We start from the raw sequence: 14,070 nt of genomic DNA on the forward strand, positions 1-14,070 counted from the left end.
CAGGCGCCTAAGATGAACTCCGTGATTGGGACTAAGTCGTAACAAGGTAGCCGTAGGGGAACCTGCGGCTGGATCACCTCCTTTCTAAGGATAATTGATGACTGTTTATCAATAGCAGTCCGATCAACAACCTATAGGACGAAGCTCTTAAAACTTGACCACCAACCTTTTGCTTATACGAAAGCCTCACTCAGAGAAATCTGAGTGAGGCTTTTTTACGTACATAAGAAACCTTCACAGAAATCTGACGGGTTGCGCAATCAGAGGGGAACAGAAATAAATCGGAACTCCGGACGTTCTGTATTTATCTGGCAAAAAAAGAATGAACTTCTGTCGCTGATACCGTAACATCAACAGGGAAACATCGGTAGAACCGCAGTCAGCGCACAAATCTCTAGCCAGGTCCCAATCAAAGGTGTACCCCCATGTTGAAATCCCACTCCCGTTTTCTGAGATGCTCCGCTCTGGGATTCCTGTTTATTATGGGGCTCACCGGCACGTTAAAAGCCGAAATCACATTTGAAACACTGGTTGAGCAGGTCAAACACAACGAGACTAAATATAAAAATATCGATCTCAAAATTGATTACACTTATCAGGATGGTCCTGCTGCCCCCCGTATCCGTATACCGGAAAAAAACGAGGTGCTGATTTATGCTACCAGGACGAATTCAATCTGGTACGTGTCGCAGGAGGGTAACTATCGGGTCGAGGTCGAGTCAGTTAATCTCTTTCAGGATGGGAGTTCCCGCAACTCAAATCATATCAAGATGTATGACGGAAAACTGACCAGGCTCCTGGAGCAGGATCACATCGTCAATCTCATTCAGGGATACGCAGGTGATGATTACCATATTCGGCCACACATGTTATTCCTGCGCGGTCCTAACTATTACATGTCCCTGTCGACACTCTTATCAGGTGACAAAGCGATCACAGACTCACCCGATGTCAACTGGTCAACTGAATTCAGTCTAGAATATGCGTACCGGGGGGAAGCAGATTTCAACGGTTTGAAGTGTCATCAGATCTGGGCTACCCTCCACAAAAATAAAAAACCTGTCAGACGACTCGAATTCTGGCTGGCGGCAGACAGAAATTTCATTCCCGCCCGCTATTGTTCCTACCAGTTGAAATTATCAGAAGATCAGCCGACCGTGGAAGGAGAAGTGCTGGAATGGATCGAAGTCAGTCCGGGTTTCTGGTTTCCAAAAGAAACGAAGACGACTTCTTTTAGCCCCTATCTTCTGAAAACGGGGCAGAAGATCGTGCAGTGGACGAAAAAATATCAGACGAAAGAGGTCTCCCTGACTCCCCGGCATGAGCTTTCATTCTTCCAGAATCTGGAAATTCCGGATGGTGCACTCGTCTATGAAATCGAGAATCGAAAAATCATCAAGTCCTACAAAAAAGGCTCTGCGAAAGACCCGGAGTCTGCTGACGCGCCTTCCAGTCCATAACCGTGTCTGTCATGCTGCGTGTGAGAATTTGTCTGCTGACAACTGCGGAAGTGCATCTAGGGTCAGGTCAGTTGCCTGGATGGTACCCGTTAATCAAAGTGTTAAAGCCATGCTGCAAGTGATGTTTAGACTGTGTCCAGTTTTATTGTAGTGTTTCCTGAGCCATTTGGGCCGAGTATATTAGATTGAAAGACGCTATGGTTAAATGTGATGCGATCTAGAATTTTCAATTATAGCGATATTGGAAAGTGATTTTGATCGGCCTGTTTTTTATTAAAAAGCAGTCAAAGGAAAACTGGTAAATGGCGTTAAACCGCAAGAACAGCCGCCGAATCATGATCGAAGAAGAAGCCTTCCGCTACAAAGTTTCTACAACACGACCTGATGAAGACGGAAAATTTCAGCTCAATGTGACAATACAGAGGGACGCTGGTGGCTCGCGACTGGAAGTGCGTGGGCTGTTCACGCGTAATTTCTGGCTGGATATTTCTGAACCGGGTGTCAAAACCAGTAAAGATTATCCTGTGATCACGCCGCGGCACATTCGAACGATCATTGACGAAGCGAAAGCAGCTGGCTGGCAGCCTCAGAAAACCGGACCAGGGTTTGTAATTGAACTCGAAAATGAAAGTCTGTTTTCTCCTTAGAAATAAGAGATTTCTGGTGTCAGCTGATTCCGGGATTGGGGGCAGGCATCTATTTGTTTATACTTCAGCACGCTCCGTTTTTCTTTTACCAGAAGACAGGAAGGATCGAGTCGGATGGACTCTCGAATGCAAAAACCACTGAAGTTACTGCCGCTGATAATAATGCTGGCTTTGGCAATGCTGATTTCACAGCAGGCAGGGGCTGGTGAGTGTGAGATGACAGTCTCTGCAGACGGGCCTTTTCCGGCGCGAGAATATGGTCCCGGTGAAGGTGTCTTCGTTGGTCAGTTACTGGTTTCTGGAAAAACGTTTCATGAATTGAATCTGAATGTCCCGGATCTGGCTGAGGTGCAAAGTCTCAATACCAGTCGGCACGATGATCAATTCCACGTCGGTGTAACATTTGTCTTTCCCGGCCAACCTGGTGAGCATAAGGTTCGCGTGACCGCCCGGCTGCTGGATGAATGTGGAAATGTACTGCAGAGCCAGTCACGCATTTGTGGTGATGCCAGAAACATTCCCGCTAACAACGATTTCGGATTTTCCATGGCAGCAGCTCGATATAATTCCGAAACGCTGCGGTTCAAAGATTGTGAGCGCCTTCCCATACATAGAGTGGAAGTATCCCTGATCAATGTGAAGTAAGCGTGGTGTCTGTCTTAAGCCAATGATTGATGGCACTAAATAAGAAGAAGAGCCACCGGACCGGCGTTTGTCCTCGAACTTGAAAATCAAACGTTGTTTTTCTACATAAACCGCAGCATCGTTCAACTTTTCTGATTCACGACACACTTCCTCCAGCTGCTGAATCTGCCGTTGTTCTAGACATCGCGTCTGCTGTCTGTCATGCTGGACAGTAGCGATAATCTGTTGAAAAAATGAATTCCGGAGACGATTTCCATGAGCGAGCAGACAGAGGAGCATTCCTCCAGCAAAGATCAATCTGTATCACGCAGAACCTTTCTTCAGCAGGCGGGAACCGCGACTGCGGCGGGGCTGGCTGTCGCACCAGCAGTCTGGGCCGGGGCTGGTAAGGATGCTGATACATTGCGTGTCGGCCTGATTGGCTGTGGCTCCCGTGGTTCCGGTGCCGCGGTGAATGCCATGCAGGCGGACCCGAATACACAGCTCGTGGCGCTGGCTGATGTTTTTGAAGACAAGCTCAAAGCGAGTGCAGATCGCATTAAAAAAGCGATTGGTAACCAGTATGCTGTCGAACCAGATCAGGAATTCGTCGGCTTCGATGCCTGTGAAAAGTTGTTAAAGACCGACGTTGATGTCGTACTACTGACCACGCCCCCGCACTTTCGTCCCGCCCATCTGAAACAGGCGATCGCAGCCGGTAAACATGTCTTCGCTGAAAAACCGGTGGCGGTCGATGCACCGGGGGTGCGCTCTGTGATGGAAACCTGCCGCCTGGCGCGGCAGAAACGGCTGTCGATCATGTCCGGCTTAATGCTCCGCTACAGTAAGGCGATGCAGGAAACCATCAATCGCATCCATGACGGTCAACTTGGAAAGATTGTGACCCTGCAGACGAACTACAACATCAATGGTCTCTGGTCACATCCCCGCAAGCCTGAATGGAGTGATATGGAATGGCAGCTGCGCAACTGGTATTACTTCACCTGGCTCTCAGGGGGGCAACTGGTGGAGCAGCACGTGCATGGGCTCGACCTGATGTCCTGGGCCATGCAGAATGAATATCCTGTCAAATGTTTCGGGCTGGGTGGCCGGCAGTCGCGGATCGATCCACTCTACGGTCACATCTTTGACCATCATGCCATCTGTTATGAATACAGCAGCGGACAACGCTGTTTTGCCTTCTGTCGCCAGCAGGATGGTACAGACATCGATACGTCTCAACTGGTATTCGGCGAAAAGGGAACCGCCGATTTGAATCGAAATACGCTCAGCGGTGCGGAAACCTGGCGTTACAGCCGGGCTCGTGGCCGCGACAGAAACGGAGCACAGGATCTACCGTATGTGCAGGAACACGCCGCCCTGTTCAACAGCATCCGTACTGATACCCCCCTCTGTAATGGTGAGTACGCGGCGAAAAGTTCGCTGATGGCAATCATGGGGCGCATGGCCTCATTCACAGGGAAAAATGTGACCTGGGACGAAGCCTGGAATTCTAAAGAAGACCTGACGCCACCGGAATACACATTCGGTCCGTTGAGCGTCGCCCCCGTAGCCCAGCCCGGTAAAACCCGGTTTTATTAACGGAACGATCAGATTTCTGATATTTTAGCGTGATGTTTCTCCCTGCGTTCCGCCTGTATCTCCAGTGAACCGTTTTTTCTCGAAAACCGTTACTGGAGCGGCACTTTGATGATATCCCACTTTTCCAAGACGCGGACCGTAATCTACTGGAGCGTACTGCTTTACTCGGTTCTGTTTTTACCTTATTGCCGTTGGGAGATTGAATCTTATAGTGGCGGATGCATGGATGGGAATTTATTCGCCCTTGTCGTTTTCTGTTATTATTCCACGCTCTTCATTTCCGCGGTGGGACTCGTTGATACTATTGCACTGATCTCCCGCAGCGCCTGGAATCGGATTTCTCCCTCGTTTTGCTTTCGCGCTTTGCCGATCAATATCGGTCTGCTGGTACTCATGTGGTTTTTTATGATGGTAAACCCGTTTTGACAGGTGCGCAGACACAACGGAGAGATTGCTTTATGAACCAGCTTCAGCAGCAGAAAAGGATGACGGATGAAACTCGCAGAACAGATGCCAACGTTTACCCGCTGGTATCAGACGATTCGCCGTTTGGCTCAGAGGTACTCTCAGCGCCTCGCGGCCATCCCCCGGATGCCTTACTTCGTCTTTCTGGTTGCGGCGGTGATCGCAACGTCAATTGTACCAATCGTTTTTCCATTACTGCTTGCCGGACCTGTGATTATTCTGGTCTCCACGCCCATTTGTCTGCCCGTGCTGGCGGGGAATCTGACGCTGCTATACTGGAACAGGAGACAGACTTTGGTTCGACCTTCACTACTGCTGCGTTTACTAATTCTGGCGCTGGTGATGGAAGGGTTCTTTCTGATCTGCCGCTATCGAAATCCTCCTGAGGTTCCCGAGTTAGCTTCTACGGAGGCGCTTATATTTATGTGGTTGTATGGTGGCCAATGTATTTTACTGCTGATTCTTGAGCCGGGATTGCGCTGGTGGCAGCGTCGGCGACTGGCAGAAAAAACCGAATCCTTCTTCAGCCATCCTCTGTCTTGAGTTTTTCCTCTAACTGCGCTACATCCTGTTTCAGTTTGCGGATGCGCTGGTTGTTCCTGCGGACGTTATAGATCAGAAAACACAGGATATATAACACCAGAATCTGGAAAAACGTCATTGTCAGATCCCGTTTCTGAGTCGGGTGAATGAAGAATACGTTGATTGAAGGTCTGGTCAATTGAACGTAGACAATGACTGAGTGGATCAAGTCTTTTGAGCCATTCCATGGCTGTGCTCTGATTAATTAAATTTCCACGCGCAGCAGATCGCAGTAATTCAGATACTGGTTCGGCAGTGTTTCCAGCTTGAGATGCAGAAACTCCTGTAGAGAAATGCTCATTCGTTTCTGCTCGCCGTATTGATCGAAGTGGAGAACCTGCAGCTGGTTTTCTCCCTCCAGTGGCAGGCAGTAAAAACCGTCGGCCAGATTATTGATGATTTCGTCAGTCAGATACAGGGCCGGCGGAAACGAGTCGTCGGGGAAGGGGGCCAGTCGTGCGTCCCTGGTGCCGGGGAAATAATTCTCGCCGATCAACAGGCCATTCGAACACTGGAGAAACTGCCGATATACTTCGGGTAGTTCGACTTTTAACCGCTGCTCCAGTTGTGTCAGCTCGTTCTCTGTGGCGGGTTCAAAAAACTCGATGAAGTCGGTAAAGCCGGGATCGATGTGCTCCCCCTTCAGCCAGGCTTCCATTCGTTTTTTTCCGCCACATTGCTCCGCCTGCGGGGGTAATGGCGAGAGTCGTGTTGCATCCATTCGGTTCTTAGGCAGCTCTGGTTTCCAGTCGAGAGGAAAGGGAGAACCATCGACGGTTTCGCCGATTAACGGTCCGGCCCAGCCACCGGGTTGAATCGTCAGTCGGAACTGCAGCTGCTTGCGGGTGAGCTGATCGGTGATCACGACCGGCTCGGTCTCCTGTTTCGTCTGCAGACTGTTGTGTGACAATGCGGCTACCGAACGCATCCACTTCAGTTCGTACGCGTGTTCCTGTGGTGCGGTGAAACGTCGCTCGAAGCGTTCCGCAGCCTCCCACTGCAGCCAGAACTTGCGGAGCCTTGGATCTTTGCTTTCCAGAAACAGGCTTAACACGAGCCGTTCACTGTCGGATACTTTCGTGGCTTCGGACCACTTGCGTTTCTGCAGGAAGCGTTTCATCTGCTGAATGGGGGAACCAGATGCTGTCATGAAAACCGTTTCAGATGAAAATTAAAGCAGGAAGAACGCAGATGTAGTGCATCAAAGAGTTTAAACATTCACTCAATCAGCGTCTATTGTGACGACGATGCACCGGGCCAGTTTCTGTTCCTCAGGCGTGAATTTGGTTTTTAATTTACGATTACCGCTGGAGAAGCTCTGAAAATTATTTTCACCTAAAACCGGTTTTGTCGCCAGTTGTTCCGCGACTTTGAATAACTCGGAATTTCGAAGTCTGGGGTTCCAGATGTCGCAGGCGATCTCCCCGGCCTGTTGAGTTCGGTTGGATTCGAGCAATGCATTGATCAGCGATTCTTCAGCTTTGGGTTTCAGGCTGGCGTGTTCGATCTTTTTTGTGATGCGTATCGCATCGTCAAGCTCGCGTTTTCCGATCAAAGCGTAGACCAGTTCCAACTGGGCTTCGGGTTTCCATTTAAAGTGGTGGAGTGTCGCCGCCAATTCTTGTGCCTGTTCCAGTTCTCCTTTACGGGCCAGCTGCATCACACGTTGAAATTTTACCTGCTGGCGCAGATCATTGTCTTGAAGTTGATCTGCCAGTTTTAGTGCGAGCGGGTATTGACCGGCGACGACAAGACTGTTGGCTGCGGTCGACTGAAGGTCTGACTGGGAGTACTCATCGGTCTGATAGTTGATCGCGAGATCACATGCTTTTTCGTAGTTGCCGGCTTCTACCTGGGCTTCGATCAGAAACTGGGTGGCTGTCAGTTTCTTGTCTTCATCCTGCAGGGTTTGCGATGTTTTATAGGCCTGATCCGGCTTTTGGGCAGCGACGAATGCCGTTATCAGCTGCTGGTACAGGGGAACGCTACTATGCCACTGATGGTTGGCGTCGTGGTACATGAAAGGTTCAAAGCTGACAGCAAGGGGATCAGAGTCTGTATGTTTCTGTAACAGAGCCACAATCGGTTCCAGTTGACCGCACTGAAGCCGTTGTTCGATGATCTCACTCAGTGCCCTTTGTTTTTCATAACTCGCCTCAATCGATTCTGCCACTTCCAATGCCTGCTGGAACTGATGATGCTGAGCCAGATATTCTGAAACTGCTCTCCGCGCCGTCCTTCGTTCCTCGGCTGTTTCAAACTTTTGAGCCACTTGCAGAACCTGTTCCCTCTGCTGCGTTTTCATCAGCGATTTGATCAGATCATCGATCACAAACAGTTTACAGAGCGAGTCTGCTTTAATGAGGGGGAAGGCCTTGATCGCCTGATCAAGCTGACCTGCAGCGATGAGTTCGGTAATCAGCTGATCGAAACAATTATCTTTTGCAGCATCGTATTCATAATTTTTTACCTGCTGACAGAGTTCCAGTGCCTTTTGAAACTGATGTTGTTCAATCAGCTTCAGGACGATGGTTTCCAGCACGCTGTTCTGTTGTTCCGGGTCTTTCACTGTTTTTGCCAGCTGCAGCGCCCGATCCAGATCACCCGACTGCATCAGGTGATTGACTATATCGAAAACTAAGACGATCTTGATGCGCAGGGCTTCCTCGGCAGGCTGCATTCGATCGACCAGACGAATCGCGGCTTCCAGTTGATTTTCTTTGATCTGTTTTCTCGCGATTACATCCAGTGCCTCAGTTTGACTGTCCGCCGACTGCATCTCCTCAATCAGTTTCAGGGCAGTGTCAATGTTGTCCTGATCAACCAGATATGGTACGAGTCGGCTCAATACCGCATCTCGTTCTTCCGGGTCCTCGATGGTTCGTGATGATTCGATGATCAGATCGCCCCCGGTTTTTTCAGCGGAGTCTGCCAGCTTTCGAATGAAATCGCGAGTCTGATTCTTCTTCCCGTTGGGGACGGGGGGAGACTTCAACCGGTTCATCCAGTTTGGTTGATCGTCCCGTTCCGGGATTAACAGCGCCATCTGAAACGCCTCGGTATTTTTTCCCTTGATGGCAAGCTGTCTGGACAACCGGGCTAAATCGAGCTTCAAGTTTACCGGGGCGGTGAAGAAATGAATTTGAGGTGCGGGCTGTTTTTCTTGCCTGTTGGGGGTGTCGAAACGGGCGATCTTCTCTAATGCTTGCGACTGCTCTTTATCCGACCACTGATGTTTGGCAACGAACAGCAGCAGGTTTTTTGGTGTATCCCAGGGATGAGGCTCCTTTGCGACGGGAACTGTGATCGGCGTATCGGGTAATTCTGTGTCAGGAGGTGAGTTGACCTGGGGCCCTGCTGCTGCTGTTGATGGGGGCTGCTCCTGTGATTCACAACCCCACGTTAACACGTGGCCGAACATCCACAGGATGCAGTAACATTTCGGATTGATTACATTGCAGCGAAACATGGCATGTCTCATGGCTGGTAGAGTATTGAGACTGTGTAACATTGTTAATTGTGTATGACCGATGTGATGAAAGCAAGAAATGATTACAAGATCTGGTCGTCGAGAATCTGGTTCAGACCTCAAACAGGGAAACTGCCCGTCTGTCTCAAACCTGACGGTTCAGTCGCTCATCGAGTTCCGGAATCACCTGGCTGACGAGCGAGCGCAGCGTCGGCAGGTGCTCTCGAACCGTTGCCAGGTCATTCAGTGCGGCAGCCTGTTCGGTCAGGTCTGCCTGTTCGAATAAGGCGCTGATTCCAAATGTGCGGGCGGCTGCCTTGGTGGTGTGAGCGTAGCGATAAGCAGTCGCTGCATCATCATTGTGCAGGGCATTTTCCAGATGGTCCAGCAACTCCGGCAGTTCGGTGATACATTCTGAAATCAGGTCACAGAGTAGATCTTCGTCGTCTTCCACAACCCGGAGTGCTTCATTCCAGTTGACCAGGGGAACATTCAGTGTGACCGGATCAGCTTGGATTGTGTCTGTTGATTCCGGAAAGAACCGGGCCATCTCGGCATCGAGTTCCTGTTTATGAATCGGTTTCGAGACATAACCGTCCATCCCTGCCTGCAGGCATTGTTCCAGATCTCCTTTCATCGCCCGGGCCGTCATGGCAATGATCGGGATGTGTTGGCCGGGCAGGGTTTCCTGTTCGCGGATGGCTCGTGTGGCTTCCAAACCATCCATTTCAGGCATCGTCACATCCATCAGGATCAGGTCGAACGGTTCACTGGTCCAGAGTTCGACAGCGATCTTCCCATTTTCGGCAATGGTAACGGTATGCCCCCATTTCTCCAGCAGTGTTTTAACGAGCAGTTGATTTGACCTGCCATCCTCTGCCATGAGCACCCGGAGTGGCGGGAGGGAATTCATCGGCGATCCCTGTTGGTCGGTGACCTGTTGAGAGGATGAATAAACCGCCTGCTGGTCTGCCGATGTTTGCCTTGATGTCTGGTTGACAGAGTCAGGTTCATCCGGCGCTTTGCCTTCCGGGAACGCCAGTGTGAATTGGAAGAGACTCCCTTCACCGGGTTCACTCTGAGCCAAGATTCGACCCTGCATGGCTTCAATAATTCGTGTGGTAATCGTCAAACCCAGTCCGGAACCACCAAACTTGCGTGTGGTCGATGAGTCTGCCTGCACGAAGCGGGAGAAGATCCGGTCGAGTTGTTCGGGTGGAATTCCGATGCCGGTATCATGGACTGCAAAGAGCAGGTGGACGAGCGAATCGTCGTCATCTTCCTGGCGTTCTACATTCAGAACCACTTCCCCTTTCAGAGTAAATTTAATTGCGTTACCGACAAGGTTCATCAAAATCTGTCTGAGGTGAGTGGGGTCTCCGATCAGATATTGGGGAATCTCACTTTGAACCTGCCAGGAAATTTTCAGGTCTTTCGTGTGGTTCCGTGGCGACAGGAGTTTGAACACATTACCAATTTCCTGGCGGAGATCAAAATGGATCGACTCCAGTTCCATTTTTCCTGATTCGATCTTGGAGAAATCGAGGAGATCGTTGATGATGGAAAGCAGCGATTCTCCCGAGTCCAGAACGATGGAGAGGAATTCATGCTGCTGTGGCTCCAGGGAAGAGTTCAGCAGTATTTCAGAGATGCCGATGATGGCGTTGAGCGGGGTGCGGATTTCATGGCTCATATTTGCCAGGAAATTGTTTTTTTCCTGATTCGCCTGCTCCGCAGCCAGTATGGCGCGTTTCAGCGTTTCGTCGACCTGTTTATGAACCGACATGTCAAAGATGCTGATCAGCACCAGTTGTTCGCCATCAATTTCAACGGGGATCAACCGGATTTCCAGTGGTAACGTTTTTCCGTTCTGACACAGCCCGTTCACTTCCTGAGGCTCTGTCAGTAATTTTGCTCTGGGGTGTTTTAGCAGCTCTTTGAGATTCTGGAAATGTCCATCCTCCTGTTGGGTAGCGAAAAGGTTTTCCAGTGTCATTCCGATTAATACATTCAGTTCATAACCGAACATCTGAAAGGCGGCCCAGTTGGCCAGCTGGATCGTCCCCAGCGTATTGACCAGCAGAATGGGATTCGGGGTGGCTTCGACAACCAGTCGAAAGCGTTCTTCCGCCCGTTTCATATCGGTGATATCGTGAGCGATACCGAACGTTCCAATCACGGTACCCTGGCGGTTACGCATCGGGATCTTGGTTGTCAGCATCATCAGGTTCTCGCCATGAGGACCCTGCATAGGCTCTTCTTTTCTGACGAGGGGATGCCCGGACTGCATCAGTTCCCGTTCCTGTTCTAATCGTTTCCGGGCATAGTCCGCAGGAAAGAAATCATAATTGGACAGCCCTTCCACCTCTTTGGGGTTTTCCATTCCCAGGCGCCGGGCCAGAGCCGAACTGACGCGCAGAAAGGTTCCCTCGGTATCTTTGAAAGCGATTTCATCCGGAAGGTTGTCCAGCAGTGTTTTCAGCAGGAACTGTTCATATTCCAATGCGTCTTCTGCCAGTTTCTGATCATGGATATCAGTGATTGAACCAGCCATGCGGGTGGCCTGCCCCCGTTCGTTCCAGATCGCCTGTCCGCGGGCGCGAAACCAGCGGTATGCGCCGTTTTTCAATTGCAGCCGGTATTGCACATCATAGGGTTCATGCAGAGTGAGGTGTCTTTGAATGGCAGCCTGGATCGGGTCATGATCTTCCGGATGGAGGCGCGACTCGAATTCCGAGAAGTGGTCGCGCATTTCATCGCAGCGGAGTCCCAGCAGTTCCTTGAAACGGGTTGCATAAAAGACTTTGTTGGTCTGAATGTCCCAGTCCCACAGTCCATCGGTTGAGCCTTCGACGGCGAGTTTGAATCGTTCTTCTTTGAGTCGCAGTTCCTCGGTCCGCTGCGCGACTTTATTATCGAGACGCTGGTTTGTGGTCTGGAGTATCCGGTTGAGATGCAGCAGCTGGTGTTCGGTATCGAGACAGACTTTGATCGCGAATGCCAGGGCAGCGATGTAGGCGGAAATCCGCAGGAAATGCCACCACCACCAGGCCAGATCCCACAGAGAAGACAACTCAAACAGGATACCGGCAGAGCCCAGAAGCACGGTGTGGACTGCGAACAGCCAGGATTCGTGTTTCGCATTGAGATGAAATCGCCTGATGAAAAATGCTCCCGCGATCAGAAATCCGATGCCACCCCAGATATTGAACCAGCGTGCCAGTGTTGTGAAAGAGCCGTTGGAGAACATCAAAGGCAGCTGATTGGGGCGCAGGCAGGCATGCAGGCCCAACAGACAACTGCCGAACAGGGTGAACCAGATTGCAGCCTGGGCGAGACGACTTTCGGGCAGGCTGCGATTGAACCATACCGTCGCAAAGAACAGACCTCCCGCAAGTGTGGCAGTACTGTGCAGCCACACAAAACTGTTACCCGGCAGCACGGCGGCGTGGAAGATATCCAGGATGCCCATCGCGATCAGAGCACAGGCCATGGAAAAATAATAGGCCGCATCCGATTTGTGCTTGCGTTCGACGATCAGGATGCCGGCAATGGCAACCGCCATCAATCCGCCCGCTGATTCAATGAGGGAATGAACGGGTAAACTGGCGAATCGCGTATCAGGATAAAACTTCAGGACAACGAAACTTCCGACCGCGGGCATCACGAGTGACAGTATCACTCCCAGCATTGCCCACCAGATCGTCGGATTGCGCAACATGCCTGGTTCTTTCGTTATGGTTCGGTCATCTTGATCAACAGGATCGTAATATCATCATCGATTGTCAGAGATCCCGCGAATTGATGAACTGATTTCAAGAGTTCTTTTACAATCTGCTCTGTCGATTTTTCACGATGCTGGTGAATCACTTCGCAAACGCGATCGATGCCGTAGATTTCACCCCGCGTCGATCGGCATTCATACAGGCCATCAGTAATCACCAGTAATACTTCGCCGACCTTTAAATTCAGCTTACCGTCGGTTTTGTATTGTGCATCCGGGATCAGTCCTAATGGAGCGCCTGCATAGTCAGGCATGTTTAATTTTCCCTGGTTATCAACGATCCAGATGGGATGCCCGGCTGAAGAGAATTCCAGCGTACGTTCGCGCGGGTCCAGTCGTCCATAAAACAACGTGACGAACTGGCCTTCTAAAGTGACTTCGGAAACGGCTCGATTAGTAAAGGTCAGGATCTCACCCGGATCCTGCAGAATATGGGAACACGTGCGGAGTACGCGCCGGGTATCAACCATGATCAGAGAAGGGGCAAAGCCGTGGCTGCTCACATCAGCGATTGTCAGCCCCCAGATCGCGTTGTCTCGGTCTAATGATTTTTCCGGTTGCCAGAGGTCATGATTGCATTTGATATGACGACTGATGGGAATGACGTCAAAAAAATCCCCGCCTGTCCAGTTGGCGGGGATTGAAACACTGGCCATGTCGATGCCGTCGACTTGTGGCAGAGTCTGTGGCAGCAGGTGTTGTTGTATTTCGCGCGCGTATTCCAGATCCCGATCCATCGAAATCATGTCTTTTTCAATCTGCAGTCGTCGCATGCGTTCGATGGCATATCGGATCGAACGAACCAGGACACTGCTGCTGGCTTCCGTTTTGAAAACGTAATCCTGTGCGCCAAGCGAGACCGCTTTGATCGCCAGAGTCTGATCAGTGCGCCCGCTTAAAATGACGATCGGGATATGAGGGAATCGTTTATAGAGAAGCTGAAAAGTATTCAGCCCCATTGAGTCAGGCAGGGTGAGGTCGAGGACGATGACATCGACATGATTCGACATTTCAAGCCAGGAAACGGCTTCCTGCAAAGTGCTGACATGAGTGAGTCTACTGCACCCTGCTTTATTCAATTGTGATGAAATCAGTCTCGCATCAAGACTGTTATCTTCAACAAGAAGTAATGAGGTATCACGCATAGTGGCCCACACTGAATACGCATTACGATAGAAATGAATTCCTGTCCTTGAATTTCTATCAACAAACTGATTTACCTCAGGCCCGGTTATTCTGTGAAACTTTGAGTTTGAGATACATCGCTTAAGAGCTCATTGTTTTCATTTATTAAAGTTTGCTTGTGATGATTAATGATAGCAACATAAAAGTTTCAATTCTAAAAGAGATTTGAGAACTACGCAGATCAGGAGTGAATCAGTTGGATTACTGAGCTGGTCGATACCTGTGATTGATGAGATCAGGTCTTATGGAGGG

11 protein-coding genes and 1 rRNA gene are annotated in these 14,070 nt (G+C 50.3%); 7 read left to right on the forward strand and 5 right to left on the reverse strand.

Going from position 1 to position 14,070, the window contains the following annotated elements:
* From ACN0YN_RS22005 to ACN0YN_RS22035, 7 genes are all read left to right on the forward strand, one after another.
* Window positions 1–84, forward strand: a 16S ribosomal RNA gene (locus tag ACN0YN_RS22005); the annotation flags it as partial.
* Between the two features lie 341 nt (window positions 85–425).
* Window positions 426–1,460, forward strand: coding sequence for a hypothetical protein (locus ACN0YN_RS22010; RefSeq protein ID WP_417387177.1), 1,035 nt, complete (start codon window positions 426–428; stop codon window positions 1,458–1,460).
* A gap of 302 nt (window positions 1,461–1,762) precedes the next feature.
* Entirely contained in the window at window positions 1,763–2,107 is a 345-nt protein-coding gene (locus tag ACN0YN_RS22015; RefSeq protein ID WP_417387178.1) for a hypothetical protein, read from the forward strand.
* A gap of 126 nt (window positions 2,108–2,233) precedes the next feature.
* Window positions 2,234–2,752 (forward strand): hypothetical protein, encoded by a 519-nt coding sequence (locus ACN0YN_RS22020; RefSeq protein ID WP_417387179.1) that lies wholly within the window; start codon window positions 2,234–2,236, stop codon window positions 2,750–2,752.
* A 255-nt stretch (window positions 2,753–3,007) separates the two neighbouring features.
* On the forward strand, window positions 3,008–4,333 hold the full coding sequence (locus tag ACN0YN_RS22025) for a Gfo/Idh/MocA family protein (protein WP_417387180.1): 1,326 nt from the start codon (window positions 3,008–3,010) through the stop codon (window positions 4,331–4,333).
* Between the two features lie 108 nt (window positions 4,334–4,441).
* Window positions 4,442–4,759, forward strand: coding sequence for a hypothetical protein (locus tag ACN0YN_RS22030; RefSeq protein WP_417387181.1), 318 nt, complete (start codon window positions 4,442–4,444; stop codon window positions 4,757–4,759).
* Window positions 4,760–4,825: 66 nt separating this feature from the next.
* Entirely contained in the window at window positions 4,826–5,341 is a 516-nt protein-coding gene (locus tag ACN0YN_RS22035; RefSeq protein ID WP_417387182.1) for a hypothetical protein, read from the forward strand.
* Here ACN0YN_RS22035 and ACN0YN_RS22040 read toward each other — a convergent pair.
* From ACN0YN_RS22040 to ACN0YN_RS22060, 5 genes are all read right to left on the reverse strand, one after another.
* A complete protein-coding gene (locus ACN0YN_RS22040; protein WP_417387183.1) occupies window positions 5,322–5,549 on the reverse strand; it encodes a hypothetical protein in 228 nt (75 codons plus the stop codon). The genes ACN0YN_RS22035 and ACN0YN_RS22040 overlap by 20 nt on opposite strands.
* A 36-nt stretch (window positions 5,550–5,585) precedes the next feature.
* Window positions 5,586–6,530, reverse strand: a complete 945-nt coding sequence (locus ACN0YN_RS22045) for an SMI1/KNR4 family protein (protein ID WP_417387184.1) — start codon at window positions 6,528–6,530, stop codon at window positions 5,586–5,588.
* 72 nt (window positions 6,531–6,602) lie between these two features.
* On the reverse strand, window positions 6,603–8,849 hold the full coding sequence (locus tag ACN0YN_RS22050; protein WP_417387185.1) for a hypothetical protein: 2,247 nt from the start codon (window positions 8,847–8,849) through the stop codon (window positions 6,603–6,605).
* Window positions 8,850–8,994: 145 nt separating this feature from the next.
* Complete coding sequence (locus tag ACN0YN_RS22055) at window positions 8,995–12,570, reverse strand: PAS domain S-box protein (protein ID WP_417387186.1); 3,576 nt, start codon at window positions 12,568–12,570, stop codon at window positions 8,995–8,997.
* A gap of 14 nt (window positions 12,571–12,584) precedes the next feature.
* A complete protein-coding gene (locus ACN0YN_RS22060) occupies window positions 12,585–13,778 on the reverse strand; it encodes a SpoIIE family protein phosphatase (RefSeq protein ID WP_417387187.1) in 1,194 nt (397 codons plus the stop codon).
* Window positions 13,779–14,070 lie beyond the last annotated feature (292 nt).

Origin of the sequence: Gimesia sp., from assembly GCF_048260065.1 — a bacterium.
GTDB lineage: Bacteria > Planctomycetota > Planctomycetia > Planctomycetales > Planctomycetaceae > Gimesia.